The organism is Deltaproteobacteria bacterium, from assembly GCA_016235345.1.
Taxonomy (GTDB): domain Bacteria; phylum Desulfobacterota; class Desulfobacteria; order Desulfobacterales; family Desulfatibacillaceae; genus JACRLG01.
The window spans coordinates 43,524-69,073 of the sequence record JACRLG010000016.1 but is presented as its reverse complement, the minus strand read 5'-3'; the positions used below and the strand labels follow the sequence as shown (position 1 = coordinate 69,073).

The following is a 25,550-nucleotide window of genomic DNA, read 5'->3' as shown; positions in this document are numbered from 1 at the left end:
TCAGGAGGTCGTGGACGCTGCGGAACTGTTGCAGAAAATTCTGCTTTGCGCGGTGCCGCCGACCAAACTCCTGACCCCGCCGTCGGATATTGGTAATAAAATTCTGTAGCGCTTGGGCAACGCAGGAGCCGAGTCCGCAGCAGGGGTCACAGGAATAGGAGCTGCTTCTGGCTCAGCCGCAGGAGTTTCTTCAACCGGTGCCGCTGCTTCAGGCTCAGCCGCCGGGGATTCGGCTTCGGGCGCTACAGCAGGGGCTTCCACTGCGGGCGCAGGCGCGGGAGCTTCCTCTCCGGGCGTCGCCACGGGCGCATCCGGCAGGGGAGCCAGATTCTCAGGGGAGTTGCCGTAGGAGGCAGCCGGAGCCACCCGGACGGCGTCTTTGGACGTATCCGGCATCTCGGTTCCCGGAACCACCGCGCCCGCCTCGATAGCCTGCTTTTTCTTGTACCCGGCGTCCTTTACCATAAGACGGGCCATCTTCATTTCGCGCCTGGCCCATTTGAGGGTAAAAGCCTCCGGGTGATATTTTTCCAGGATGGAGGCGGCTTTTATAACCTCCAAGGCGGATTTTTCATCCCGTTGGGCCATGTACCAGCTTTTCTGGGCCGCGCTCATGTTTCCGGCCTCGTTCTCCTCAGCGGCCAGTTCCGCCTGGCTGGACGCTATCTCGGCGGCCAGGACGGCCTGGAGTAGCGGAGCTTTGTCGGCCTTTGCCTGGGAAACCAGGGGGGCGAAACCTTTCTTGTATTCGCCTATTTTGAAAATGGCCCTTCCCTTGTCCATTATAATCCAGGTCTTTTGCTTGGAATCCACGCTGACGTTGCCCCGGCCAAAGAACACGCCGATGATGGTCTGGGGGGTTATGAAATGGTGCTGGATTTTTTCCCGGCCCGTCTGGAAGAAAAGGCGGCCCGCCAGAAGGACGAAATTCCGGTCAATGAAGCGCTTGGTGCGGAAGGGCGTCCATTCCTGCAACTGCTGGGTGATGGTGAGGTTGGAGTCCGTGCACAGGCTCACCCTTGCCCCGTCCGGATATCCGATGAGGGCCGTGCCGTCCAGGGTCACGATCTTGTCGCCGGAATAAAGCGGCAGGTTGGGCGTGGGCAGCACCCCCCATTTGCCGCGCACCTTCAGTATCACCGTGCCGGTGTGATGCACCAGCTTGGCGATGGGGCGCTCCGGGGCCACTTCCTGGGGTTTTGCCCGGTAGCCCATGAAGGAGCAGGAGGTGAGCATCGCGCACAGGAAAAATGCGACAAGGATGAAAGCCGTCGCGGCAACGGTCCTTTTGGCCTTGAAAAAGGGCATCATGATCTCACCCGTCCTTCATTTCTGTTTCAGGCGCAAGGCCACGAATTCGGGCCCTTAAACGGGCCGGAACAACAGTGAACGCTTCTTTTGACTGGAAATGGACTTGAACATCATATTTATGCCACGAGGCGCACTTTCCGGTCAAGCACTTATTTACCGGATAATCTTGAATTTCCTTCCATGGAAACCGGATCGGGATGCTTTGGCCAAAATCGGGCGCCCAACCTACTTTGAAAGACGCACTTTCCTGTACTGCATGTATGCGTCACGGGCCGATGTGTAGGGGTCGAAGGCCGCGTCTTTCATGGTTTCGTACTCACCGATGGAAAGGGAGATGCCGTTTAACTTCTCGAAGGCTGAAATGCCCATGGAAGCCTCCAGGGGCTCGACATACGATGTCGGCGTCAAAAAAAATTTGTCCACGGCAGTGCCGCAGGCGTCCCTGGCGGTGCTTGGCCCAAAAAAGGGCAGCACCAGGTAAAAGCCGTCCCCAAGGCCCCACCTGCCAAGGGTCTGGCCGGCGTCTTCGGGGTCCGGCGGGGCGAGTTCGGGGTGCTTCTCCCCAAGGTCAATGAAACCCAGGCAGCCGAAAGTTGAGTTGGCCATGAAACGGGCAAGCTCCCCCTCGGCGGCCCGGCCCTTTCCCTGGAGCGCGCAGTTGACGAAGCGCACGGGAAAGGCAAGGTTGCCGAAGAAGTTTTTCACGCCCTTGCGGACGGGCTGGGGCGCGACCTTTCCGTAGCCTTTTGCTACGGGCTTCAAAACCCAGAAATACAGCTTGTCGTTGAACTTGAAAACAGCCCTGTTGAAGGGCTCCAGGGGGTCGGCAAGGCCCTTGCCGACAGCCCCGTTTTCACCTTCCTCATCAAGGAAATCGAGGTTTTCATCCGTAAGCCCGGCGTCGGCGGAGGGCGGCCCGGCGGGAAGCGCAGCCCCGGAATCCAGGCCATCCTCCGCCTTGTGGACCCCGGTTGAAATGGATGAAGCCGGTTCTTCGGCCACGGCCTGTCCGGAAAGAACAACAAGGCTCAAGGAAAGCGCCGCAGCCATCAGGCCAGCGGACAGGATCGTTTTCAGGGAGGGTCTCATTCGGGCAGCTTTTCCCCCCGCCTCTGCCTTGCAAGCTTGTCCTTAAGCGAGGCGAGCACCTTTGAAGGCGGGTCCTGGAGGAGCATCTGGTTGAACTGGGTGCGGTAGTTTTTGACCAGGCTCACGCCCTCCACCTTCACGTCATAGACCAGCCACTTGTCCCCTTTTTTAATGACGGAATAATCGATGGGAAGAGTTCCGTTCTGAAGAAGGACCCTGGTCTTCACCTCGGCCCTGTCGGCTGCGAGCATCTCCTGCCCGGAAAAAACGACCTTTTCGCCCTCGAAGGAGCGCTGAATCTGCTCGATGTAGATGTTGCCCAGAAGCTCCGAGAACAGGTCGCGGAACTGCTGGCGCTCCGCCACGGAAAACCTGGTCCAGTTCCGGGCCAGGGTCCTTTTGGAAACCTCGGTGAAGTCGAACACCTGGTTGATTATCTTCCAGAGAGCTTCGTGCTGGCGGTCTTTCGTGGCCTGGTCTTTTCCCTGGTATTTCTGGTCGGTCAGTATTCTCATGACCTCGTTCAAGGGGGCCCTCAGGAATTCGGTCGGGTTGGGCGCAGAGGACCACGCCCTGTGAGCGCCGGCCAGTATCAGTAATACCAGGGACGCGATGATCAGAAGTTTTTTCATGCTGTGAGCCTTTCCGCCCGGCAATAATACAGTCCTTGGCCCCGCAAGCGGCGGGCCATGTAATCTAATTTTCTGCGCTTCCGAAAACGTACTTGCCGATGAGTTCCTCTATGTCCATGACGGGCTCGGTTTCCGTAATGGCCCCTCCGTTTCCGAGAAGCCTTTCCGAACCGCCTGGAGTGAGCTTGATGTACTTGTCTCCTATAAGGCCCGCAGTCTTGATGGAGGCGATGACCTCCTCGTCCAGTTTCACGCCCTTGCGGATTTTCATCCACACGTCCGCCGCCATGCGTTCCTGGTCGAGATCGACTTCGTCCACCTGACCCACCTGGACGCCCGCGATTTCCACGGCCCCGCCCTTCTTGAGCCCGGAAACCGAGGAAAACCGGGCGTGGATGCGGTAGGTTTCCCCGCCGAACCATTCAACCTTCCCAAGCCTTATGGTGAGATAGCCCACGCAAAGAAGGCCGATGAACACAAAGAGGCCTATGGTTGTTGCAAGTGTGTTATTTTTCATTTTCCGATTCCGCTGCTGTCTGCTTCCGCCTTGGCGTCAAGACATCCTCTTGATTTCAGCACACGCTCTGCACCACGGTATGAGGGCCCGCCGACTCTGCGCTGGCCAGTATGTCCTGGATGGTGGATTCCTCCGTGGCCTGAACCACGTCCGCCCGGACCGACAGGCACATGGCCTTGGCCATGTCCGAATCCACTATGCGGCTCTTGTCCATCACGGACAGAACATGCGACAAAAGGCCCTTGGCCTCGTCCTGGCCCGTGTTGGGCAGGACAGCCAGAATCCTGTCCATGCCGAATCGCGCGCAGGTGTCCGAGGGCCTTAAATGGCGCTTCAGTTCCTGGGCGAAGTTGCGAAGCACGGTCTGGCCCGTTACGTGGCCCGCGTGGTCCGGCACCGAGGCAAGGTTTTCTATGGTGAACATGGCGAGCGAAAAGGCCGTTTCGTGGCGCGTCAACTGGTCCATCTCAGCATGATAGCGGTGTTGGATCTGCGCCCTGGTGCTCAGTTCCGTGAGATTGTCGTGGGGGGTTTCGATGCCCCTCAAAAACCGCTGGATGGTCGGGTCGCCGGAAGCCTGGAGCGCGTCGGGCGAGCCCTCGAAATGCACCATCCCGTCGTTCAGCATGGCCACTCGCTGGGAGATGAAGAAGATGTCGGGTATCTCGTGGCTCACCACTACCCCGGTGAACCCGAACCTCTTCTGGTAATCGCTTATCATGGCGAGGACGGCGCTCTTCCTGATGGGATCAAGGCCGGTCGTCGGCTCGTCGAAGAGCACTATCTCCGGGCCGGTCACCAGGGCGCGGGCAAGGCCCACTCGCTTTTTCATGCCGCCCGATATCTGGGACGGGTACTTGTCGGCAATGGATGTTATGTCTAACTGCTCCATGCGCTCCATGACGGCCAGCCGGATTTTGTCTTTGGGAGTCCGCCTTTTTTCCGAAAGCGGCAGGGCTATGTTTTCGAATATGGTCATGGAATCGAACAGGGCTGTGCCCTGGAAGACGTAACTGATCCTCCTGCGCCAGGCCTGCTTTTCGGCCTTGGTCATGGACGATTTGGCTTTTCCTTCAAAAAGGATTTCACCCTCATCCGGTGTAAGAAGGCCGATTATATTCTTTAAAAGCACAGACTTGCCGCCGCCGCTCTTTCCGATGACGGTGGTTATCTGGCCCTTGTAGATGGAAAGGTTGACCCCTTTGAGAACAAGGGACTCCCCGAAGCTCTTTTTGACGTTCTTGAGTTCTATGATGGGCTGGTCCATTGGGTCACCGGATGAACGAGGTAAGCACGTAATCGCTTACCAGGATAAGGACGCAGGACGTGACCACCGCGCTTGTGGTTGAATTGCTCACGCCTCTCGCGCCGAAGGCGTCCTTTCGCCTGTGCGTGTTGTAGCCCGAATAGCAGCACACCACTATCACCACCACCGCGAACACCACGGACTTGATGAATCCGCCCGTAACGTCATCCATGTTTATGGAGTTTTCCACCCGGTAAAAATACAGGTACGGATTCATCTTCAAGAGCATGGAGCCTGAAAGGTATCCGCCCACTATCCCAACGACGTCGAAAATCGCGGTGAGAAGGGGCATGGAGAAAAGCGCCGCAACCAGCCTGGGGGTGACCAGGAAACGCACCGGGTTGATCTCCATTGTTTCCAGGGCGTCTATCTGCTCGGAAATCCGCATGACCCCGATTTCGGCGGCCATTGCGCTTCCGGCACGGGCGGTCACCATGATGGCCGTGAGAACCGGACCCATCTCCCGGATAAGGGTATTGGCCACGGTTGCGCCCAAAAGCCCTTCGGAGCCGAAACCGGCAAGGGCGTAATAGCCCTGAAGGCCAAGCACCATGCCGGTGGAAAGGGCGGTGAGGAAGATGACGAAAAAGGAGCGGGCCCCTATGAAATCGACCTGGGACAGGGTCTTGCGCCAGGGAAAGGGCCAGGTGAAGATGAAGGCAAAGCTGTACGTGAAAAAAAGGAACAAGCGCCCCATCTCGGAAATGAGGCCGAGAAAGGCTCGTCCCAGGCTTGTGAAGGGGGCGAAGATGAAAGAAGAAACTGAATTCATGTGTCCCTCGAAAGGCCTGTGTCCAATGGGCCTTAAACTTTAATATTATCTGTATTTCGGAAAACTGTCAACTTCGGATCGGAACACATGTGTTGGCAAAGGGAACCGCCCGCATGAAAAATGCCTCAAAAGGTGCTTGAAATCGGTTTTGTACGTGATAAACATGATTCCCATACGGCGGTTATGGGGCGATTCACGTGAGATCATGAGGCGAACGGAGGAGAGGCATGAGCGCAGGAAAAATTGCCGGGCTTGTTTTTTTGTCACTGGTGTTTTGTCTTTTCGGTTGCGGAAACAAGGAAAAGGGCGCGGGGCTTGAAGGCAAGGTGGTGGACGGCCTTGGAAAACCGGTGGCTGGCGTCTCGGTATTGGCCAGGATGGAAAAGCCCTTGAAGGGCTACTCGGAGTTCGAGGCTGTAACGGACGCTTCCGGAACCTTTAATTTCGGGAAGATGTATCCCCTGTCCAAATATGTTTTGACGCTGCGGTCGGAAAAGTGGACCACAAGCGCAAGCGTTGTGGCCGAGTCCGGCCCGGACGGCGAAACGGCCCTGATGATAAAGCCTTTTGTCATTACCGCCGCGTATACGAAGGCTGGCACCCTGGTTTCCGATCTGGCCACCGGCGCGACACGGTTCTCCGTTTCTGCGGACGGCGTGATTTCGGATTCCCTGACTGGCCTTGAATGGGTTGCGGGTAAGGACTTCGACACCACCTATGAAGCCGCCGTGGCCTGGGTGGCCGATTGCAGCATCGCCGGGGGAAAATGGCGGATGCCCTCCCAGAAGGAGTTGGGCTCCCTGTATCGGAAGAACGTGGGCGAAAGGAACATGGACCCGGCTTTCAAAATCAAGGGCTGGTCGGTCTGGGCGGAGCCCCGTGATTCCTCGTCCGCTTTCGCCTTCGATTTTCTTGAAGGAAAAGAGGATTGGGGCGGCTTGAACGACTCGTATTACCGGCGGGCCTTCGGAGTGAGGAAGGCCGTCAAGGCAGGCTGATTGAAAGCGGTTCACGCTGTAAAAAAAAAGGCCCTCTCCGTTTATGGGTAGGGCCTTTCTGTTTTACGTGGCTATTTCTGACCGGTTAACAGGCTGTTGAAAAACACCAACCATACAGGCTGATGAAAAACGATGAGCCGCAAGGCGTGCGAAAAGCCAATGAGTCAAGCGTACTAAAGGTACGTGACGGAATTGGCTTTGACGCGCGAACACTGCCGGTCGCGTTTTTCGACAGCCTGTTAACGGGTGTAGGTGGCTGTCGCCTTAGTGTCCTGGCCGACGGTGATGGTTACGGTCTGGTCGCTGGGGGTTACCCAGCCCGGAACCGGTTTGAAGACCACCGTGTGCTGGCCCGTGGGAACCTTCAAAAGCCTTGCTCCCATGTAGAGCCAGTTCGACGAGTAGCCGGACGGGCCGTCGTAGACGCGCCAGCGGGCCTGGGCTCCCATGGCCATGGGGCGGGCAAGGCTTACCGTAAGGGTTCCGGTGGTTGTCGCCGCGATGGTGTATGTGCCGGTGAGGTTGAGTGTCTGACCGGCGATTACCGTAACGGTCTGGCTGGCAGGCGTGACAAAGCCCGCAAGGTCACTGAAAAAAACGGTGTGCTCGCCCGCAGGCACGTTGATCGGCCCAGTTCCTGCGGCCCGCCAGGGCGTTTCAAACGCGCCGTCGAACACCCGCCAGTAAGCCTTGCCGATCACCGCCTGGGGCAGGGCGGTCACGTTCAGGGCTCCTGGGGGCTGAATTGCCGCGTATACGCCGGTGGTGCAGGCAGTTGTGCCGGAGCTGATGGCAACCGTTTTGTTGAGAGGGGTTACCCAGCCCGGTATGATGTTGAACTTCACCGTGTGCTGCCCCACGGAAAGGCCGGTCAGCGTCGTTCCGCTTGTCTGCCAGGGCGAGGAGTCCACCCGCCATCTGGCCCCGGCCGCCGCCGCAGCCTGGGGTTCGATGGTCACCCTCAAGGCCCTTATGGTGGATGGGACCGTGTAAATTCCGGTGGTGGTGGAAGGCTGGCCCTCCGTCAGGTAGATTATCTGGCGGCAGGGCGGGGTCCAGTTGGCAACGGTGTTGAAAGTGATGGAGTGCGGCCCTGGTGCAAGGTCGGTGAGGCTTGCGCCGCTCGACTGCCAGGGCGAGGAGTCCACCCGCCATTTTGCCCCGGCGTTTATCGCCGCCTGGGGTGAGATCAGAACCTTCAGGCTGGGGCTTAAAATGTATTTGGCCGAAGCGGTTGCGGTCTGGCATGAGTATATGTTCACAACGCAATTCGGAACCGTGTTGTAGCCGTTGGGCGACAAATAGGAAACTGTGTGCTGGCCTATGGGGATATTGTTTACAGTGTCGCCGCTTTGCTGCCATGCACCGCCGTCCAGCCTCCAGCGAGCCCCTGCGTCTATGGCGGCCTGGGGGCTTAGCGTCACCTTCACCGAGCCGGGTTTGGGAGTGTATGTGGCGCTGGCGCACGCGACCGGCTTGTTTTTGACGGTTACTGTCTGGCTGGCCGGAGTGTTCCAGAGGTCAAGCGATTTGTATGTAATTGTGTACTGGCCCACCAGGAGGTTGTGCAGCGTCGTATCGCTGGGATACCAGTTTACTCCGTCCAAAGTCCAGAGAGCGCCTGCGTTTACGGCGGCTCCAGGGAAAATCGTAACGTTCAAAGAGCCTTCCTGGTGGTATGTTCCGGTGAGGTAAGTGATCTCCCCGGCGGGGATGTCTATATGCAGTATCTGCGGTTGAATCCAATCCGTAACAGACTTGAACCTGATGAAGTGGTGCCCCACGGTCACACCGGTTACCAGCTGGTTTTCATTATACCAATCTTTGTCGTCCAGGCACCAGGACTGCGTTGTCGAGGGTATCAAATAGCTGGGGGCAATGGTCATTTTTATAGCGCCCATTTCCCAGTCCTTTATAAAAATATCGGATAGTCCGTTGTTATCGTTTAGAACTATGTAAGGGTCAAAGGACGAAAAAGCGACGTATTGACCGTTTGAGGACATTACACAGGATTTGCCGCTCCCCGCCCATCCCTCTAAAGTATTGGAGACAAGGGTGGTGGTGCCCAGTTGAATATCACGGACATATATGTCCATATTGTCGTTGTTGTCATTGGTAGCCAGAAATGCATAGGATGAAAAAGCGATATATCGGCCATCAGCGGAAATGGAAGGATAATTACACTCAGAGGCTGCTTTGTTTCCGCTTGAGTCTTTGGAAACCAGAGTGGTGACGCCGGTTAACATGTCATGAACGAAAATGTCCTTCGACGTGTCAAGGACATCGTTGGGAATAAGGTTGTTCGCCGAGGACATGAAAGCCACGTAGCGTCCGTCTGCGGAAATTGAGGGTGCTGTACATTGTCCATTTGCAAATTGAGTGCCTGACGGGTCCATTGAAACGCAGGTTGTGACCTCGGTTTGCCTGTCAAAAACGAAAATATCTGCAAGGGTTCCGGGGTCACCAGGAACCAGGTTATTTGCCTCGGACCAGAAGGCCACATATCGTCCGTCTGCTGAGATGGAAGGATTTCCGGTGGGAAGATTAGCAGCATTTCCCGTTGGACTCTTTGATACAACAGAACTGCGACCGGTTTGCATATCGTATACGTAAATAGGGCCATAATCAAAAGCTACATAACGGCCATCTGCAGAAATTGAAGAAGTTTCACCTCCACCTAGCTCAGTGCCGACACCTTCCTGGGTATCGAACACCCTAATCCAATTAAGATATCTTCCGGGACTATCTGGATCTGGCGTAAGGTATGTGAAGGACACGAAGCGCCCATCAGCGGAAATAGAAGGCTCTTTGGCACCCCATTCAGAGGGAACTCCAGGTGAAACCTCTGAAACGCGAATAATGGCTCCGGTTTGCATGTCCTTAACAAAGATATCTTGGATATTGGCTGCATCCGCAACCAAATTTTTTGCAGAGGACATGAAGGCTACATAACGACCATCAGCGGAAACCGAAGGCGTTCCACTATTGGAGTTACCTTCTTCACCGGATGAATTCACCGAAACGCGGATGGTTTCATTAACGGCCAGGGCCGCGCCGGGCAGGGCCGCGAGAAGGATCAGGCAGGTGAAGGCAGCGAGAAGAAGAACTTTCGGCCCGAAAACGGATTTCATAAAGCCCCCTTGGCATAGGTTGTGCGAAAGCGCACCTTTGAAAACGATATGGATGTCTTTTTTAAGCGAGGAAAAAACGCCGGCGTCTCCGGTATTTTGCCCGGAGCCGGGTCGGCAAAAAATAATGGCAAAGTCCGTAAAGCCCCGCGCGCCGTCGCGTTTCTTCCTCTGTCGGCCCGTGAAAAAATACGCAGCCGCGCCTTACGGCGGATTGCGGGTGTTTAACATGAAAAAATTTGATGCTGAACTTATATTCAACATGCCACGTGTGTCAAGCAACATTATTGTCAAAGGTGATCAAACCCACAGGCTCCGGATTTTGGGACAATCTCTGCTCTTCCTGAAATCCGAAGCCCGTTCGTTTAAAAGTCTACGGGGAAGAACCCGAATTATTGGCGCGGGAAAGGGCTGCTTCCAAAAAATTACCTTTGACTTTCAGGCATCCGCCGGTTAGTAAAAGCATAGACATGCAAGCGGCCCACAGGGCCTTTATAGGGAAGACGGTGCAAGTCCGTCGCGGTCCCGCCGCCGTAACCGGGGACGAAAGCTGCACCACGCCACTGTCGTTATCGACGGGAAGGCGCAGCGAGTAGAGCGAGCCGGAAGCCGGAAGACCTGCTTGCCGCAGTGGTTGGCCGTTTCCTCGCGGACTGGGAAACGGGCGGTCGAAATTTTTTTCGCGGATGAAAAACGGCATCCCCGAACCTTGGTCGCAAGGGTTCGGGGATTTTTTTGTTCCGGTGAAAAATCGCCCGGCTGCGCCCTTCGAGTCCGGTTCCCGCCCCCAAGGCCGGGGTTTTGCGCGAAACGGCGGCCTTTGGAGGAAAAGAAGAAGGAGAAAATCATGGCCGATGAAAAGGATTTCTGGGACAGGGGCTACATCCAGGTTTACACCGGGGACGGCAAGGGCAAGACCACCGCAGCCTTCGGGCTTGCCATGCGGGCGGCGGCCGCGAATCTCAGGGTCTTTGTGGCCCAGTTCGTGAAGGGGATGCGCTACAGCGAAATAGAGGCGTTCGAGCGCTTTTCCGACCTCATAACGGTAAAACAGTACGGCCTTGGCTGCTTCATAAGGAACAAGCCAACGGAGGAGGACGTCAGGGCGGGTAAAGACGGCCTGGAGGACGCCCGGAAGGCGCTGATATCTGGTGAATACAGGGTTGTGATCCTGGATGAGGCCAATATAGCGGTGTTCTTCAACCTTTTTTCCGCCGATGACCTGCTTTCGCTTATGGACCAGAAACCCGAAGGCGTTGAACTTGTCATCACCGGAAGAAGGGCCGACCCGAAAATTCTGGACAGGGCGGACCTTGTGACCGAAATGCGGGAGGTGAGGCATTACTACCAGCGCGGAGTAATCGCCAGAAAGGGAATCGAAAGCTGAGATGAGGCAGCCATAGGCCCGTCTCCATGCCCGGACGTTTTTATCGATAAATCAAGCCTCCACCGCCGGTTTGAAGGATTAGCCGTGAACGAGAAAGAAAATTCAGCCCGCTGCCTCGCCGTTCTTGGAACCGGCTCGGACGTGGGAAAGAGCGTCACCGTGGCGGCCCTGTGCAGGATATTTTCCGACCTGGGGGTGAATGTCGCCCCGTACAAGGCCCAGAACATGTCCAACAATAGCCATGTCACCGGGCTTGGCGGCGAGATGGGCCGGGCCCAGGTGGTCCAGGCCGAGGCGGCGCGTGTTGCTCCCCACGTGGACATGAACCCGGTTCTGTTGAAACCCGCCACGGACACCGGGGCCCAGGTGGTGGTGCAGGGCCGCCCCATAGGAAACCGCAAGGCTGCGGATTATTTCAAAGACACCCTGCCCCTGTTTGAAAAGGCCAAGGAAAGCCTGGACCGCCTGAGGTCGGAACACGATCTCATAATCATGGAAGGCGCGGGCTCCTGCGCCGAGATGAACCTTTTAAGCCGCGATTTCGTCAACTTCCGCATGGCCGGGTACGCCAAAGCCCCGGTGATACTGGTTGCCGACATCGACCGGGGCGGGGTCTTCGCCCAGATCATCGGCACCATGCACATTCTTCCCGAAGAATACAAAAGCCTCGTAAAAGGCTTCATAATCAACCGGTTCCGGGGCGACGCCGCGCTTTTCGACGATGGCATCCGCTACATCGAGGAGTTCACCGGCCTTCCGGTTCTGGGTCTTGTGCCGTATTTCCGGCACATAGAAATCGACTCAGAGGATGGCCTTCCCCTGGACATCGTAATCGATCCTCCGGCAGGGCCGGTTCCCGGACGAATCAACATCGCAGTGATCCGGCTTCCCCACATATCCAACTTCACGGACTTCAACCCGCTCATCCGCCAGAAGGCCGTGAGCCTACATTATCTTTCAAAGCCCCGTGCGCTTTCGGGCTGCGACCTTGTGATCCTTCCTGGCTCCAAGAACGTGAGGAGCGATCTCGGCTGGATGCGGGAAACCGGCTGGGACCGGGCCATAGGGGATTACTGGGACAGTGGGGGGAGGATCCTGGGGGTCTGCGGCGGCTACCAGATGCTTGGAAATATTATCCGCGATCCCCTTGGCCTGGAAGGCGATCCGGGCGACACAGTTGGTCTTCGATTCCTCGACGTTGAAACCGAACTTCAGCCCGAAAAAATCCTCACCCGTTCCAAGGGGGTCTGGATATCAAACGGCTACGCAATTGACGGTTACGAAATCCACATGGGCCGGACCCGCGCCCTTTCGGAACCCGCCCCCACGGCCCGGATTTCCTCCAGAAACGGTGAGCCCGCAAGCGAGACCGACGGCCACGCATCCCCTGACGGCCTTGTGATAGGGACCTACCTTCACGGCCTCTTTGATCAGCCGGGCTTTTGCCACGCGTTTTTATCGGATTTGAGGCCGGATATGGAAGAATCGCTGTCATCGCCCGATTCCGCCGCAGCCGATGCCTTCCGCCAGGGCCAGTACGATCTTCTGGCCAGGCATTTTTCGGACCACCTAAATATGAAACGGCTTATGACGATTCTGGACCGGGCGGAACCGGCGATAAGGGAGGGATAAGGGGCAGGCCAACAAAAAGGGTTTTACTGGCGGCCCCCTATGGGCCAAAAAAACGGGGAAAAGGCCGCTGGGCCCTTTCCCCGTTTTGATCAGAATCCATAGATTTTTGAACTATCCGCAGCTTCCGCCGCAGCTTCCGCTTTTGCATCCGCCAGCGGCAATCTCAAGGCCGGAGGAAAGCTCGAAACCCATTGGCGAAAAGTCAATCTTGATGGGCTTTGCCTGCTCCATGAACTCCTTGTCCACGAGGTAGGTGAAGCCGTTTATGTCCAGCACGTGGTCGTTTGCCTGCGGCTCATCCAGAGCCAGCGCCAGTGACGGCCCGCCTCAGCCATGTTGGTTGAGGAAAACCCGGATGGCGCTTACCGTATCCTGGTTTGCGAAATACTCCGCGAATCTTTCGTGGGCGGAGGGTGTGACTTCGAGCATGATGCCTCCTTGTTGGCTTTTATCCCCCAGGCCGAAAAAACCTGTTGGTTAAAAGATAACCTTTGGAGGAATCTTGTCAATAGTTTTTCGCAAATCCATAGAAAAAGGCCGAAAATCTTCGAGGGCTTCTCTAATGGCAGCCGCAGCCGCCGTGGCCATCACCCTCACCGTGGCTGTGGCCGTCTTCGTGATCGTGGCCGCTTCCGCAGCCTCCGCCGCAACCGCCGCAACCTGCGCCCGGTTCAAAGACGAGGCTTGAGGAAAGCTCGAAACCCAAGGGCGAAAAGTCGATTTTTATGGGCTTGGCGGCTGCCAAAAACTCCTTGTCCACAAGATAGGTGAATCCATTGATACTGAAAACCTGATCGCTTACCTGCGGGTCGTCCAGGGCGAGCGCAAGGGACGGGCCGCCGCAGCCGCCCTGGTTAAGGAAAACCCGGATGGGGCTTACCTCAGGCTGTTCCTTGAAATACTCGGTAAATTTTTCGTGTGCCGAAGGGGTGACTTCCAGCATGGGATGGCTCCTTTGGATTATATTGCGGCCCTTGGGACAGGCCGGTTGTTCGCTTTTGAAAGCGAATAACTTTCAATATAGGGCACCTCGAAGCCTTGTCAAGTCAACATGTTGTTTTCTATAGACAATCTAAAAGCTATTGAAAATATCTCTGTAGATGGCAAGATGCGGCCCGGAAAAGAGGACGAAAAAGACCTTTTGGATGGAATCGTCCGATTTCAGAAATTCCGTTGTGGTTTCCACTGCGACTTCGGCGGCTTCGGATATGGGATAGCCGTAAACGCCGCAGGAAATGGCCGGAAAGGCGATGGTTTTGCAGCCGTTTTCCACCGCCAGCGTAAGGCTTTCGCGATAACAGCTTGCCAGAAGCACGGGGTCTTTTTCCGTTCCCGAATAGACCGGCCCCACGGTGTGGATCACGAATTTGGCGGGCAGGTTGTACCCTTTGGTAATGCGGGCCTGGCCCGTGGGGCAGCCGCCCTTTATTTTGCGGCACTCGGCCAGAAGCTCCGGCCCTGCGGCCCGATGAATGGCCCCGTCAACCCCTCCCCCGCCCAGAAGGCTTGAGTTGGCCGCGTTCACGATGGCGTCAACCTTCATTTTGGTGAGATCGCCCTGCACGGCCTCCATTCGTTCAAGAATGCCTTTTTCCATGTCATCCTCCCGGATTGGGTAGTGAAAACAAATCGTATCGGTAAAAGTGTATATTTTGCGGCCTCCCAAAGTCAACAAGGCGGGTTCTGTTCGTGGATTTTCATCCGACAGCCTTTGTTGACAACTTTGGGCGCAAGTTGTATCAGGCGGAAGAAAATCGGGCAATCGAGACCCTTTTTACAACTTCAACCTGTACAGAAAGAAAAGGACGAAAAATGATCCAGCGCACGCTTTCCATCATCAAGCCCGACGCCATGAAAAACGGCAACATGGGAGACATCATAGCCCTTCTTCAGAAAAACGGCTTTAACATCGTGGCCGCCAAGATGCTTAAAATGAGCAAGGCCCAGGCGGAAGGATTCTACGCCGTCCACAGGGAGCGCCCTTTTTTCGGTAGCCTCACCGATTTCATGCGCCAGGGTCCTGTCATGGTGATGGTGCTTGAGGCTGATGACGCCATCGCCCGCTACAGGGCGGTGATGGGAGCCACCAACCCGGCCCAGGCTGAGGACGGCACCATCCGTAAGCTTTATGCCACAAACGTTGAGCAGAACGCCGTTCACGGCTCTGACGCCCCTGAAACCGCAGCCGTGGAAATCGCCTATTTTTTCACTCCCCTGGAACTGATTGCCCTGCAACAGGCTTAAACTCCATGCCTCATACCATTGATCCGTTGAGGGTGGCCGTTGTCCTGTGCCGTCCGCAGATTCCCGAAAACGTGGGAGCGGCGGCCAGGGCAATGGCTAACATGGGCCTTTCCCGCCTCATCGCCGTGAGCCCAGAGAACTGGGACATCAACCGGGCCGCACGCATGGCCACGGGTAGCGGCCTGGAAATCCTTAAAAGCATTCAGATTTTCGACAGCCCCGAAGCCGCGCTCGCACCCTTCGGGTTCGTTGCCGGGGCCACTGCCAGGGTGGGGGGCATAAGAAAGAGCTGGCTTACCCCTCCGGCCCTGGCCCAGAGGCTCTTGGCCATAACGGGCGAAAACGAGGCCGCCATCGTCTTCGGAAGCGAGGACCGGGGCCTTGAAAACAACGAAATCCGCCTCTGCCACGTTCTGGTGAACATCCCCACCGCCGGTTTTTCCTCGCTCAATCTCGCCCATGCGGTGCTCGTAATCTGCTACGAGATTTTCAAGGCCCAGTCGATTGATCCCGTTCAATGGGTTCCGCGCCTCGCCAACCGCCACGAGCTTGACGGCATGTACGGGCAGCTTAGGGAGGTCCTCACCCGGATAGGCTTTCTGGACGCCGAAAACCCCGACCACTGGCTTGATTCCATGCGCCGCCTGTTCAACCGCTTTCCCCTTACGGCCAGGGAGGTGAAGACCATAAGGGGTGTTTTCAGGCAGATGGACTGGTACACCGAGCGCCGCTTCAAAAAGCTTGGGCTTAAAAGCGACGTTCCCCAGGATGCCACACCCGATGAATGAAAGGAGGAGGCCATGCGCCTTGTTCGATTCGGAGAAAAGGGCGATGAGCGCCCCGGCCTTTGGAAGGACGGACGGATAATTGAGATTAGAAAGCATTTGCCCGACTGCCCGGATATAGGCCGCGCCTTTTTCGAGGCCGGCTGGATCGAAAGGGTTGCGCGAATCAACGACCCAGGCGAAATTCTGGAAACCCGCCTGGCAAGCCCGGTGTCGACGCCTGAAAAAATCATCTGCCTTGGAAAAAACTACGCCGACCACGCAAAGGAAGGCGGAATGTCCATCCCGGAAACGCCCCTTTTATTCTCGAAGACCCCCAATACGGTTAACGGCCCCTTTGATCCGGTGATCCTCCCCGAAAGCGACACCCAGATTGACTGGGAGGTGGAGCTTGCTGTGGTCATCGGCAGAACCTGCAAAAGGGTGGGCGAAAAGGACGCCCCGGCCTTCATCGCCGGCTACACCGTCATGAACGACGTCTCCGCCCGCACGGTGCAGTTTTTCGACAAGCAGTGGTTTCGGGGAAAATCCTTCGACGGCTTCGCGCCATTGGGGCCGGTTCTGGTGACGCCGGATGAGCTTGGCGACGTCTCCCGCCTTCGCCTCACAACCCATGTAAACGGCGAACTCATGCAGGACGGGGCGACGAGCGACCTCATTTTCGACGTTTACAGCCTCGTTTCCTTCATAAGCCGTGACATCACCCTAGTTCCGGGCGACATCATTTCAACAGGCACGCCTTCGGGGGTAGGGATTTTCCGGGATCCGCCAATAACACTTAAAAACGGCGACATCGTGCGGTGCGAGATTTCCGTCATAGGCTTTATCGAAAACCGCTTCCAGGCCGAATAACAGCAGGGCCGCATAAACGGCAAAAGCCCTTGGTCTTTGGCTTGACAAAAAAACCCGTTTGGTGTTCAGTTGACCGTACGGTCGGTCGATAACTTGGTTTAAGTTCTTATCAATCTGATTTTCAAGGCTTTTAACATAAAAATTGAAGGAGAGAATCATGGTCAAGAAGGTGTCGGTGATCGGAGCGGGAAACGTGGGAGCCACTGCGGCCCAGCGTCTGGCGGAAAAGGAGCTTTGCGACGTGGTGCTGGTGGACATCGTGGAAGGCGTGCCCCAGGGAAAGGCCCTCGATCTGGCCGAAGCCGCGCCCATAGAGCTTCACGACTCCCACCTCACGGGAGCCAATACCTACGAGGCCACCGCAGGCTCGGACGTGGTGATCATCACGGCGGGCATACCGCGAAAGCCCGGAATGAGCCGCGACGATCTTTTGAACACCAACGCCGGGATCATGAAGAGCGTTGCAACCGAGGTGGCCAAATACTCCCCCAACGCCTGCCTCATCATCGTGTCCAACCCCTTGGACGCCATGTGCCACGTGGCTTACGAGGCTTCGGGCTTCCCCAAGAACAGGGTTTTGGGCATGGCCGGAGTGCTGGACTCGGCGCGTTTTCGAACCTTCATCGCCATGGAGCTTGACGTATCCGTGGAAAACGTCCACGCCTGCGTGCTTGGCGGCCACGGCGACACCATGGTTCCTCTGCCGCGCTACTCCACTGTGGCGGGCATTCCCATAACCGAGCTTCTGCCCGCCGAACGTATAGAAGAACTGGTGAAGCGCACCCGTAACGGCGGAGCGGAAATCGTGAGCCTGCTCAAAACCGGCTCAGCCTACTACGCCCCGGCCTCCGCCGCCGTCGAAATGGCCGAGTCGATTTTGAAGGACAAGAAAAAGATTCTGCCCTCTGCTGTCCTCCTCGAAGGCGAATACGGCATAAAGGGGCTTTTCATCGGCGTTCCGGTGAAGCTTGGCAAAAACGGAGTGGAGGAGGTTCTCGAAATCGCCCTCACCCCCGAAGAAGAAGCGGCGCTTAAAAATTCCGCAGCAGCGGTGCAGTCTTTGGTGGACGTTCTGCACAAGAAATAACAGCCTGTCTAAAAACGCGAACTGCTGTGTCAGGCTTCAAAGCGCGGGTCGGTCATATATGAACAGCATTATTCCTCCCCGCGCTTCTCGCCAACCTTAGCATTTCATCGCGTTTATCCAGACTGATATCCAGGCTTCACATCGAGCATGTTATGTCAGGCTGTAAAAAAGCTCATAAAACAGGCCGGGGGGGGCGTCTCCCCGGCCTGCCGTCCGCTAGGTTTTCTACCCAATTGTCGCATTCGCGCAATGCAAGGTCCAATCATTACCCTGCGATCAGGAAAAAGCCCGCAATAATGAGGCTCCCGGCCACGATGGACCCCACGATGGCCGAGACGAGGTTTTTGGGTGTGATTCCGATACCCCGTCCGTTGCCGACAAAGCCCAGTCCAAAGCCTGCGGCAAGAAACACGATCATGTTCAACAGCCCGTGCGTGACCCAGTGGTGCACGGTGACCTGTTTCATCCAATCGAGAACGGGCGGGCTCGATTCCTTGACCACAACGAGAATGGCGCTGAAAAGGCTTGTCATGGCCAGGGCTGTTCCGAAAGACCGCGTATATTTTCCAAGCTCCGTGCTTTCCATGGCTTTCTCCTTTACTTGATCATCAATCCGAGTTTGGCGCCCAGGCCGATTATTGCGCCCGATCCGTCCATCACGATGCCCAAGAGTACGATAAGGCCGCTTGTCCAGAGAACGAGCTTTCTGGCCGGGTTTTTGGGCAGGAGATTGTTGGATGCCGCAATCGGCAGGTACGTGCTCAGCAGAAGAAGCCCCATGACCACGTGTTCCTTCATCTCCATGAAGAATTTATGGGCAAAAGGCCAGGGGCCTTTGAGGATGAGAGCCTTGTCAACCTTGTAGAAGGCCACATACCAGTAGCCGCCTATGATGAACGACAGCCACATGAAGACAGCCGAGTAAAAGCACAGCTTGCGTATTCTAGCCTGGTTGGCGACGTTGGCGTTAAGCGTGTCCACAAAAGCCCATAAGGCTGTGAGAATGCACAGCATTCCGAAGCCGACGTGCGTCATCAATACAAACTCATTGAAATTGGACATGACCCTCTCCTTTCGTTGAGATTGCGCCGCATGGTCCCCGGTTTCTGGGTGGTTCAGGAAACCGGTCGCCAGGGATTCCCTGATTGGTCGGCAGCAAATACGCCGACGTCAAGGATTGGAGGATGGTGGGGAGAATGGGAGAGCGCGCCGGGATTAAAGGCGGGCCGCTACGCCTGTATGAAATTTCAGCTAATAGTTCCTGTTGTTAATAGTATGAATTATTTTTTGAAAAGCAAATCTATTCAATTAATTTATTCAATAATATTCCAATTGATGGCGCAAATCAAAAAATTCTTGTTACCGTTGACGACAGCATCGGAAAAGGCTTGATATCGGGAAGGGCAGGGGAAAAGCCGTTGGGAATTTTTGAAAAAATGGCAAGAGGCAGGGGAGCTTGCTGCGGCTGGAGGAATGAAAAAATAAACCTGTGATTGAAATGACTGCCTAAATCTCGATTATAATCGGTACGATAACCGGCTTCCTCTGGATGACGAAGCTGAAGTGGCGGCGAAGTACCCTCTGGATTTCTTTTTTTATGGCCGGGATGCGCTCTGACGAGGACATGTCGGTGTTTTCCACCAGATCCACTATCTCGCACACGGCATCGGTTAAAAGATGCCCCTTTTCCATCTCGAAAACGAATCCACGGCTCGTTATATCCGGCCCGTAGAGCACGTAGCCGGTTTCGGCGTCAAGAACCAGGCTCACCACCACCACGCCGTGTTCCGAAAGCGCCCGGCGCTCCCGTAAGACCGACCGGCCCACGTCGCCTATGCCCTTGCCGTCGATGAGGGTGCGGCCCGTTTCCACGTTGCCTGTCACAGACGCCCTGCCGTCCTCGAAACTCACCACCGAGCCGTTTTCAACGATCAAGATGTTGCTTTCGGGAATGCCCATCTGCACCCCAAGCCGTGCGTGATGGGTAAGATGGCGGTATTCCCCGTGAACCGGTATGAAATTTCTGGGCTTTACGAGCTGGATCATAAGCTTCAGCTCTTCCCGGAACGCGTGGCCGGAAACGTGGATGTCGGAAATTTTTTCGTAGATGACCTCGGCCCCAAGCCGGTACAGGCGGTTGATTATCTGGGCTATGGCCTTTTCGTTTCCGGGGATGAACTTTGACGAGAGAACGAAGGTGTCGTTCTTGGTGACCTTTATCTGCCTGTGAGTGCCGGAGACTATCCGGGCGAGCGCGCTCATGGGCTCCCCCTGGCTTCCGGTGGTGATTATGACAACTTCGTTATCCGGGTAGTCCTCCAATTGCTCCACATCGATCAGCATGTCGTCGGTGATGTCCAGATACCCAAGCTGCCGGGCTATCTGAACGCTCGCCTCTATGCTGCGACCGTTGAAGCAGATCTTGGCCCCCTTTTTTTTGGCGGAGGCCACAACCTGGCAGATGCGGGGGATGTTGCTGGCGAAAACAGCCACGATCATGCGGCCCGGACTGGTGCGGGCTATTTCGTCCAGGGTTTTGCCGATGGTGTTTTCGCTTATGGTGTAGCCTTCCTTTTCCGCGTTGGTGGAATCGGAAAAAAGGGCCAGCACCCCTTCCTCGCCCAGTTGCGCGAACCGGGCCACATCGGTTGTTCCGAACTTGCCGGAATCGTGGGTGATCTTGAAATCGCCCGTATGGACCACAAGGCCAACAGGGGTATAAATGGCAAGGCCCACCCCGTCCACCACCGAGTGGCCCACCTTGACCGGCTCCACCAGAAAGGGGCCGATGCGCACCCTGTGCCTGGGCTTGATCTCGATGAGGATAGCCTTTACAGGCGGCTCACGCTCCTCCAGCTTTTTGTGTACAAGGCCCAGGGTGAAGGGGGTGCCGTAAACCGGCGCGTCAATCTCCCTCAAAAGGTAGGGGAGGGCGCCTATATGATCCTCGTGGCTGTGGGTGAGGACTATTCCGGCGACTTTTTTGTGGGGGTTTTGCCTCAGATAGTCGAAATCCGGGATGACCACGTCAACGCCCAGCATGAAATCTTCGGGGAACATGAGGCCGCAGTCCACCACCATGATGGAATCCCCATATTCCAGGACCATCATGTTGAGGCCGATTTCCCCAAGGCCGCCAAGGGGAATCATTTTAAGTGGGGTGGAATTTTCCGGCATTATACGCTTATGGAGAGCTCATTCAGAATTCTGTCAAAAAACCGTATTATCACAAGGGCTTGAACGTCATCGGCGTAGCTTATGCAGTCGCAGCGGACGCGATTTAAGGTGCGGATCAGAAGCTCGCATGAAAGTTTTTCAAAGGTAAGTTCCACCGCGAACACAAAGGGGCTGCACTGGGGATGTTCGCGCTGCACGGCGTTTTCGTGTTCGGGGTCGAGGGGAATGAACCATACGCCTTCCATCATACGGTTTTCGCCGTAGGCGTTGTTCATGTAGCCTTTGAGCTTTTCGTAATCCGCCGGACGCAACTGGTCCACCACGTATTGTTTCATGGCAAAAGCCTCTGTCGGAAAAAAATGTGGAAGAGGGAAGGTGAAAAACGAGATGTTCCGATTGTTTTGAGCGACTCCGGGCGGGCGCAGGCACTTCCCTTTTTATCATTACTACGGATCGGCCAAAGGTGCAAGGCGAATTGTTTCAATGACTCGCAGGTTGAGGAAATCCGGCTGTCGCCAGCCATGAGATCCTTGGCGTTTATCGAAATGCGCCTGTCAAACGCGCTCACAAAAACGCGCTTGTCGAATTTGACAGATATGCCGGTGTCGGCTATATTGAAAGGTCACATTTCGTTTAAGGGAGCATATTTGCGATGAGCCTCATTACTGCTGAAAACCTGGGCCTGTATTACGGGGAACGGGCGATATTCGAAAACTTTTCCTTCCAGGTGGCCAGGAAGGACCGCATAGGTCTTGTGGGCAGGAACGGAACAGGCAAGACCACCCTGATGCGCCTCATCGTGGGCCAGATGGAGCCCCACAACGGCAGCCTGCGCGTCACCAAGGGCGTAAGGCTCGGCTACCTTCCCCAGGACGTCACCGACGCCCCTGAAGGAACCCTTCTGTCATCGGTCCTGTCTTCGGTCCCCGGAAAGCAAGCGGTGGAGGAGGACATAAAAAAGGTTGAGGACGCCCTGGCCTCCTCCACCGACCCGGAGGAGCTGTCCGATCTCGCCGACGAGCTCTCCGATCTTCTTGAAACCCAGGAGCACTTCGACACGGTCTATGCGGCCCACAAGGCCGAGGAAATCCTTACCGGCCTCGGTTTTCCCACCGCCCGGTTCAACGAGCCCCTTGCCCATCTTTCGGGAGGCTGGCGAACCCGCTCGGCCCTGGCCGCGCTTCTCTACCAGAGGCCGGACGTGCTCATCATGGACGAGCCCACCAACCACCTGGACGTGGACTCGGTGCGCTGGCTGTCCCAGTACCTTCTGGCCTACGACCAGGCCCTTTTGCTGGTCTGCCACGACAGGGAGTTTCTGAACCGGCAGATTACGCGCATAATCAGTTTCGAGCCGGAGGGCATGAGGCAGTACCGGGGCGATTACGAGTCCTACGTCACCCAGCGGGCCGAAGAGGAAAAAATCCTTGAGCGCCGGGCAAAGAACCAGGAGCAGAAGGCCCGCGACGCCATGAAGTTCGTGGAGAAGTTCCGCTTCAAGGCCACCAAGGCGCGCCAGGCCCAGAGCAAGCTGAAGCTTTTGCAGAAAATGGAGATCATAGAAAAATTCCAGCCCCAGAGGACCATAAGGTTTTCGTTTCCCAAGACCGCTCCCAGCGGGCGCGTGGTTTTCAGGCTGGACAACATCGGCATGGCCTTTGGCGACAACCCGCTCTACAAAAACGTGAACCTTCACATCAACCGGGGCGACCGGGTGGCCATAATCGGTCCCAACGGAGCGGGCGTGACCACTCTGATGAAGATCATGGCGGGCGAGCTTGCGCCTGAGTCGGGCTCGGTGACGCCGGGCCACGGGGTCACGCTTTCCTACTACGCCCAGCACCAGGCCGAGCATCTCGACCCCAAGAGGACCGTGGTGGAGGAAGTCGGCACGGCGGCCCCGGATGCGGTTCAGAGCGTGATAAGGGGGATTCTGGGCGCCTTTCTTTTTTCGGGCGACGAGGTGGACAAGACGACCGGCGTTCTTTCGGGCGGGGAAAAGGCCAGGGTGGCCCTGGCGAAACTTCTGGTGCGTCCCGGAAACTGCCTTTTCATGGACGAGCCCACCAACCACCTGGATATCTTCGCCTCCGAAAAACTCATAGAGGCCCTTACCAATTACGACGGCACCCTGGTCTTCGTCTCCCACAACCAGGCCTTCGTGAACCGCCTTGTCACCAAGGTCTGGGACATCAAGGACGGAGGGGTGACGGAGTATCCGGGAACCTTGAACGAATATTATGATCACCTTGCCCGAAACGACGCGGGTCCGGAGCCTCTTTCCAAAAAGGAGCGCAAGGCCCTGCCCCAGGGGCCGCCCGCCGTAAAGGAACGGAACGCCGGTCCGACCGGGCCGTCGTCCAAAAAGGGACAAGTCCCCCAGGCGACTCCGGCGGCAAAAGAGAAAGCGGATAATCAGGCGGTGCTGAAAGGCGCGCCGGAGCCTGTGAGCCTTGTGCGGGCCGACGAAAAGGCCAAGAAACGCGCCGAGGCGGAGGAGCGCCAGCGCCTCAGCAAGGTTCTCGCCCCGGTCAGGGCGCGCATTCAAAGCGCGGAACGGGAAATAGCCGAACTTGAGGAGCGGGAAAGGGCCATCACCGATAAGTTGGCTGACCCGGATGTCTTCAGCGACCCGGAAAGGGGAAAGGCCCTCATGTGCGAGTACGAGGCCGTGCGGAAGGACATAGCAAGGCTTCTGGCCCGCTGGGAAAAGGACAACAGCCAGCTTGAACAGCTCACCGGGGCGGGGGCGGCCTGAGCCTTTCACGTGGTTAGCAGCCCGTTGAAAAACTCAAATTTGACAGGCTGATGAAAAACGATGAGCCGCAAGGCGTGCGAAAAGCCAATGAGTAAGCGTACTTTTCGTACGTGACGGAATTGGCTTTGAAGCACAACACAGCGGATCGCGTTTTTCGACAGCCTGTTATGGATTATTGAAACTCATTCTGTTATAATGGCACCATGGCGAATGACATCACCGGACAAGGCGTTCCCCGGCGGGCGCAAATGGATTTGAACTCGAAGCTTTCCGAGCTTTCGCGCCTCAGGTTTTTCGTGCGGAAGTTCTGGGAGGCCGAAGCCGGTTTCATGCACGACGAAACCGGCGCGGACGCCCTGATTCTTGCCGTCAACGAGGCCGCCGCCAACGTCATACGCCATGCTTTCAGCGGCCTTTCGGACAGGCGTTTTTCCGTCATGGCCGAGGCCTGGCCCGACCGGGTGGTGGTGGAACTGTCCCACGACGGCCAGGGTTTCCCTCAGAAAAGCGCCCCGGCAAGTCTTCCGCCGGAACCCCAGGATCACGGCTACGGGCTCTACATCATTGAAAATTGCCTCGACGGTGTGTCCTACATAACCGATGACCAGGGCACGCAGCGCATAATCATGGAAAAACGTCCCGCGCCCCAGCCGGGCTGACCAAAAAGTCCGATCGCTTGCGCTGGCCGTTGAGATTCATCGGGCGGCCTCTTTGGGCGAAATCGAAAAAAGGCATGAAGATGACCGCCAGGAAACGGATACTTTTCCTCATCAATCCCGTTTCAGGATCGAGCCCCGGCCCGGTTCTGGAAGCCCGCATAAGAAACGCCTTAAGCGCAGCCGGGGTGGGCCCCGACCAGTACGACACCGTGTTCACCTCCCCGGAAATTTCCTCCCAGGTGAAGGAGCTTGCCCCCGGCTACGAGATCGTGGTGGGCGTGGGCGGGGACGGCACCTTCGGCGGCATAATGCAGGCTGCGGCCCGCATGGAAAACGTGCCCAAGCTGGGGATAATCCCCTACGGGGTGGGGAACGACCTGGCCAGGAGCCTGGGGATGTTTCCCATTCTCAAGACGAAGGGGGTGCACGAGACCCTTGGAGTCATACTGCGCGGAAAGACCAAAAAGGTGGACGTTCTGGAAGTAAGCGGGGACAGCCTTTTTGCAGGGTATTTCGGGGCGGGAAACGACGCACTCACCTCCAATACCTTCAACAGGTTGCGGCCCAGGGCCTTCAAGCCCGCCGCCGGAGTGCGCATCCTGGTGAATAACGCCCTGTACGGGCTTCTTGCGGTGCGAAACCTCGTTTACACCATCCCTTTTTCGTTCCAGTTGAAATATACGGACAAGAGGGGCAATTACAAAGTCTACAACGTGCCAGCCGACATCCACGGAATCCTCATCACCAACACCAGCATCTACGCGGGCGGGGCCATCATATCCTCAAAAACCGACATGAGCGACGGCTTTTTCGAGGTCACCATCATAAGGAAGCTCGCAGAATGGTGGTCCATGCATTTTACGCGGTTTTTCCGCTGCCCCCTGGACGTCCTGTGCCCCAACGTGATCCAGTTTCAGACCGACAGCCTCCAGGTGGTGCTGGACGGCAAGACCTTTTACCAGCTTGACGGCGAAAAACCCGGACAATCGGTAAGCATAAAAAACGTTCTGGATTTCAGGATAATCGGACAGGTGGAGATGATCGTTCCTTAACAGGCTGATGAAAAACGCGATCCGGCAATGTTCGCGCTTCAAAGCCAATTCCGTCACGTACGAACATCCTGATTTAGCCCAAGAACTCTGCGATTTCTTGGGCGGGTACGCTTGACTCATTGGCTTTTCGCACGCCTTGCGGCTCATCGTTTTTCATCAGCCTG

At 56.5% G+C, this 25,550-nt stretch carries 25 protein-coding genes and 1 riboswitch; of the genes, 11 read left to right on the top strand and 14 right to left on the bottom strand.

Going from position 1 to position 25,550, the window contains the following annotated elements:
- The 6 genes from HZB23_08600 to HZB23_08575 form a co-directional block, all read right to left on the bottom strand.
- On the bottom strand, nucleotides 1-1,311 hold the full coding sequence (locus HZB23_08600) for a hypothetical protein (GenBank protein MBI5844713.1): 1,311 nt from the start codon (nucleotides 1,309-1,311) through the stop codon (nucleotides 1-3).
- A gap of 225 nt (nucleotides 1,312-1,536) precedes the next feature.
- A complete protein-coding gene (locus HZB23_08595; protein MBI5844712.1) occupies nucleotides 1,537-2,400 on the bottom strand; it encodes a VacJ family lipoprotein in 864 nt (287 codons plus the stop codon).
- A complete protein-coding gene (locus tag HZB23_08590) occupies nucleotides 2,397-3,032 on the bottom strand; it encodes an ABC transporter substrate-binding protein (protein ID MBI5844711.1) in 636 nt (211 codons plus the stop codon). The genes HZB23_08595 and HZB23_08590 overlap by 4 nt, the downstream gene beginning before the upstream one ends.
- 64 nt (nucleotides 3,033-3,096) lie before the next feature.
- Nucleotides 3,097-3,549, bottom strand: coding sequence for an outer membrane lipid asymmetry maintenance protein MlaD (mlaD, locus tag HZB23_08585; GenBank protein ID MBI5844710.1), 453 nt, complete (start codon nucleotides 3,547-3,549; stop codon nucleotides 3,097-3,099).
- Nucleotides 3,550-3,604: 55 nt separating this feature from the next.
- A complete protein-coding gene (locus tag HZB23_08580; GenBank protein ID MBI5844709.1) occupies nucleotides 3,605-4,816 on the bottom strand; it encodes an ATP-binding cassette domain-containing protein in 1,212 nt (403 codons plus the stop codon).
- 4 nt (nucleotides 4,817-4,820) lie between these two features.
- Nucleotides 4,821-5,627, bottom strand: coding sequence for an ABC transporter permease (locus HZB23_08575; protein MBI5844708.1), 807 nt, complete (start codon nucleotides 5,625-5,627; stop codon nucleotides 4,821-4,823).
- 227 nt (nucleotides 5,628-5,854) lie between these two features.
- Between HZB23_08575 and HZB23_08570 the strand changes: the two genes are divergently transcribed.
- Nucleotides 5,855-6,625 (top strand): DUF1566 domain-containing protein, encoded by a 771-nt coding sequence (locus HZB23_08570; GenBank protein ID MBI5844707.1) that lies wholly within the window; start codon nucleotides 5,855-5,857, stop codon nucleotides 6,623-6,625.
- A gap of 239 nt (nucleotides 6,626-6,864) precedes the next feature.
- Here the strand turns inward: HZB23_08570 and HZB23_08565 are convergent, their stop codons facing one another.
- On the bottom strand, nucleotides 6,865-8,949 hold the full coding sequence (locus HZB23_08565) for a PD40 domain-containing protein (protein ID MBI5844706.1): 2,085 nt from the start codon (nucleotides 8,947-8,949) through the stop codon (nucleotides 6,865-6,867).
- A gap of 661 nt (nucleotides 8,950-9,610) precedes the next feature.
- Between HZB23_08565 and HZB23_08560 the strand changes: the two genes are divergently transcribed.
- From HZB23_08560 to HZB23_08550, 3 genes are all read left to right on the top strand, one after another.
- Nucleotides 9,611-10,210: a hypothetical protein gene (locus HZB23_08560; GenBank protein ID MBI5844705.1), complete on the top strand. Its 600-nt coding sequence runs from the start codon at nucleotides 9,611-9,613 to the stop codon at nucleotides 10,208-10,210.
- A riboswitch (cobalamin riboswitch) is annotated at nucleotides 10,211-10,394 on the top strand.
- Nucleotides 10,395-10,600: 206 nt separating this feature from the next.
- Nucleotides 10,601-11,140: a cob(I)yrinic acid a,c-diamide adenosyltransferase gene (locus HZB23_08555; protein MBI5844704.1), complete on the top strand. Its 540-nt coding sequence runs from the start codon at nucleotides 10,601-10,603 to the stop codon at nucleotides 11,138-11,140.
- Between the two features lie 84 nt (nucleotides 11,141-11,224).
- Nucleotides 11,225-12,772, top strand: a complete 1,548-nt coding sequence (locus HZB23_08550; protein MBI5844703.1) for a cobyric acid synthase — start codon at nucleotides 11,225-11,227, stop codon at nucleotides 12,770-12,772.
- Between the two features lie 111 nt (nucleotides 12,773-12,883).
- Here HZB23_08550 and HZB23_08545 read toward each other — a convergent pair whose 3' ends face one another.
- The 3 genes from HZB23_08545 to HZB23_08535 all read right to left on the bottom strand — a co-directional run bounded on the left by HZB23_08545 (nucleotide 12,884) and on the right by HZB23_08535 (nucleotide 14,369).
- Nucleotides 12,884-13,048, bottom strand: a complete 165-nt coding sequence (locus HZB23_08545) for a hypothetical protein (GenBank protein MBI5844702.1) — start codon at nucleotides 13,046-13,048, stop codon at nucleotides 12,884-12,886.
- A gap of 283 nt (nucleotides 13,049-13,331) precedes the next feature.
- On the bottom strand, nucleotides 13,332-13,715 hold the full coding sequence (locus HZB23_08540; GenBank protein ID MBI5844701.1) for an IscA/HesB family protein: 384 nt from the start codon (nucleotides 13,713-13,715) through the stop codon (nucleotides 13,332-13,334).
- Between the two features lie 129 nt (nucleotides 13,716-13,844).
- Nucleotides 13,845-14,369 (bottom strand): O-acetyl-ADP-ribose deacetylase, encoded by a 525-nt coding sequence (locus HZB23_08535; protein ID MBI5844700.1) that lies wholly within the window; start codon nucleotides 14,367-14,369, stop codon nucleotides 13,845-13,847.
- A gap of 215 nt (nucleotides 14,370-14,584) precedes the next feature.
- Between HZB23_08535 and ndk the strand changes: the two genes are divergently transcribed.
- From ndk to mdh, 4 genes are all read left to right on the top strand, one after another.
- On the top strand, nucleotides 14,585-15,016 hold the full coding sequence (gene ndk / locus HZB23_08530) for a nucleoside-diphosphate kinase (GenBank protein ID MBI5844699.1): 432 nt from the start codon (nucleotides 14,585-14,587) through the stop codon (nucleotides 15,014-15,016).
- 5 nt (nucleotides 15,017-15,021) lie between these two features.
- The gene (locus tag HZB23_08525; protein MBI5844698.1) at nucleotides 15,022-15,804 is read left to right on the top strand and encodes an RNA methyltransferase; all 783 of its coding nucleotides are present in this window, start codon (nucleotides 15,022-15,024) and stop codon (nucleotides 15,802-15,804) included.
- A gap of 12 nt (nucleotides 15,805-15,816) precedes the next feature.
- Entirely contained in the window at nucleotides 15,817-16,653 is an 837-nt protein-coding gene (locus HZB23_08520) for a fumarylacetoacetate hydrolase family protein (protein ID MBI5844697.1), read from the top strand.
- Nucleotides 16,654-16,810: 157 nt separating this feature from the next.
- Nucleotides 16,811-17,740 carry a malate dehydrogenase gene (mdh, locus tag HZB23_08515; protein ID MBI5844696.1) on the top strand — a complete coding sequence of 310 codons (930 nt, stop codon included), beginning with the start codon at nucleotides 16,811-16,813 and terminating at the stop codon, nucleotides 17,738-17,740.
- 265 nt (nucleotides 17,741-18,005) lie between these two features.
- Here mdh and HZB23_08510 read toward each other — a convergent pair whose 3' ends face one another.
- The 4 genes from HZB23_08510 to HZB23_08495 form a co-directional block, all read right to left on the bottom strand.
- Entirely contained in the window at nucleotides 18,006-18,326 is a 321-nt protein-coding gene (locus HZB23_08510; GenBank protein MBI5844695.1) for a hypothetical protein, read from the bottom strand.
- 11 nt (nucleotides 18,327-18,337) lie between these two features.
- Nucleotides 18,338-18,802, bottom strand: coding sequence for a hypothetical protein (locus HZB23_08505; GenBank protein MBI5844694.1), 465 nt, complete (start codon nucleotides 18,800-18,802; stop codon nucleotides 18,338-18,340).
- Between the two features lie 444 nt (nucleotides 18,803-19,246).
- Nucleotides 19,247-20,917, bottom strand: a complete 1,671-nt coding sequence (locus HZB23_08500) for a ribonuclease J (protein ID MBI5844693.1) — start codon at nucleotides 20,915-20,917, stop codon at nucleotides 19,247-19,249.
- Entirely contained in the window at nucleotides 20,917-21,252 is a 336-nt protein-coding gene (locus HZB23_08495) for a hypothetical protein (GenBank protein ID MBI5844692.1), read from the bottom strand. The genes HZB23_08500 and HZB23_08495 overlap by 1 nt, the downstream gene beginning before the upstream one ends.
- Before the next feature lie 317 nt (nucleotides 21,253-21,569).
- On the opposite strand from HZB23_08495, the gene HZB23_08490 reads away from it, so the two are divergent.
- From HZB23_08490 to HZB23_08480, 3 genes are all read left to right on the top strand, one after another.
- Nucleotides 21,570-23,675: an ATP-binding cassette domain-containing protein gene (locus HZB23_08490; GenBank protein ID MBI5844691.1), complete on the top strand. Its 2,106-nt coding sequence runs from the start codon at nucleotides 21,570-21,572 to the stop codon at nucleotides 23,673-23,675.
- A gap of 248 nt (nucleotides 23,676-23,923) precedes the next feature.
- A complete protein-coding gene (locus tag HZB23_08485) occupies nucleotides 23,924-24,334 on the top strand; it encodes an ATP-binding protein (protein ID MBI5844690.1) in 411 nt (136 codons plus the stop codon).
- A gap of 74 nt (nucleotides 24,335-24,408) precedes the next feature.
- Nucleotides 24,409-25,386 carry a hypothetical protein gene (locus tag HZB23_08480; protein ID MBI5844689.1) on the top strand — a complete coding sequence of 326 codons (978 nt, stop codon included), beginning with the start codon at nucleotides 24,409-24,411 and terminating at the stop codon, nucleotides 25,384-25,386.
- Nucleotides 25,387-25,550: the final 164 nt, after the last annotated feature.

Coding starts and splice junctions, on each gene's coding strand:
- HZB23_08500 (MBI5844693.1), bottom strand. CDS start 20,917: ATGCCGGAAAATTCCACCCCACTTAAAATGATTCCCCTTGGCGGCCTT.
- HZB23_08595 (MBI5844712.1), bottom strand. CDS start 2,400: ATGAGACCCTCCCTGAAAACGATCCTGTCCGCTGGCCTGATGGCTGCG.
- HZB23_08520 (MBI5844697.1), top strand. CDS start 15,817: ATGCGCCTTGTTCGATTCGGAGAAAAGGGCGATGAGCGCCCCGGCCTT.
- mdh (MBI5844696.1), top strand. CDS start 16,811: ATGGTCAAGAAGGTGTCGGTGATCGGAGCGGGAAACGTGGGAGCCACT.
- HZB23_08555 (MBI5844704.1), top strand. CDS start 10,601: ATGGCCGATGAAAAGGATTTCTGGGACAGGGGCTACATCCAGGTTTAC.
- HZB23_08575 (MBI5844708.1), bottom strand. CDS start 5,627: ATGAATTCAGTTTCTTCTTTCATCTTCGCCCCCTTCACAAGCCTGGGA.
- HZB23_08525 (MBI5844698.1), top strand. CDS start 15,022: ATGCCTCATACCATTGATCCGTTGAGGGTGGCCGTTGTCCTGTGCCGT.
- HZB23_08485 (MBI5844690.1), top strand. CDS start 23,924: ATGGATTTGAACTCGAAGCTTTCCGAGCTTTCGCGCCTCAGGTTTTTC.
- HZB23_08510 (MBI5844695.1), bottom strand. CDS start 18,326: ATGGAAAGCACGGAGCTTGGAAAATATACGCGGTCTTTCGGAACAGCC.
- HZB23_08535 (MBI5844700.1), bottom strand. CDS start 14,369: ATGGAAAAAGGCATTCTTGAACGAATGGAGGCCGTGCAGGGCGATCTC.
- HZB23_08590 (MBI5844711.1), bottom strand. CDS start 3,032: ATGAAAAAACTTCTGATCATCGCGTCCCTGGTATTACTGATACTGGCC.
- mlaD (MBI5844710.1), bottom strand. CDS start 3,549: ATGAAAAATAACACACTTGCAACAACCATAGGCCTCTTTGTGTTCATC.
- HZB23_08495 (MBI5844692.1), bottom strand. CDS start 21,252: ATGAAACAATACGTGGTGGACCAGTTGCGTCCGGCGGATTACGAAAAG.
- ndk (MBI5844699.1), top strand. CDS start 14,585: ATGATCCAGCGCACGCTTTCCATCATCAAGCCCGACGCCATGAAAAAC.
- HZB23_08490 (MBI5844691.1), top strand. CDS start 21,570: ATGAGCCTCATTACTGCTGAAAACCTGGGCCTGTATTACGGGGAACGG.
- HZB23_08505 (MBI5844694.1), bottom strand. CDS start 18,802: ATGTCCAATTTCAATGAGTTTGTATTGATGACGCACGTCGGCTTCGGA.
- HZB23_08580 (MBI5844709.1), bottom strand. CDS start 4,816: ATGGACCAGCCCATCATAGAACTCAAGAACGTCAAAAAGAGCTTCGGG.
- HZB23_08600 (MBI5844713.1), bottom strand. CDS start 1,311: ATGATGCCCTTTTTCAAGGCCAAAAGGACCGTTGCCGCGACGGCTTTC.
- HZB23_08570 (MBI5844707.1), top strand. CDS start 5,855: ATGAGCGCAGGAAAAATTGCCGGGCTTGTTTTTTTGTCACTGGTGTTT.
- HZB23_08480 (MBI5844689.1), top strand. CDS start 24,409: ATGAAGATGACCGCCAGGAAACGGATACTTTTCCTCATCAATCCCGTT.
- HZB23_08540 (MBI5844701.1), bottom strand. CDS start 13,715: ATGCTGGAAGTCACCCCTTCGGCACACGAAAAATTTACCGAGTATTTC.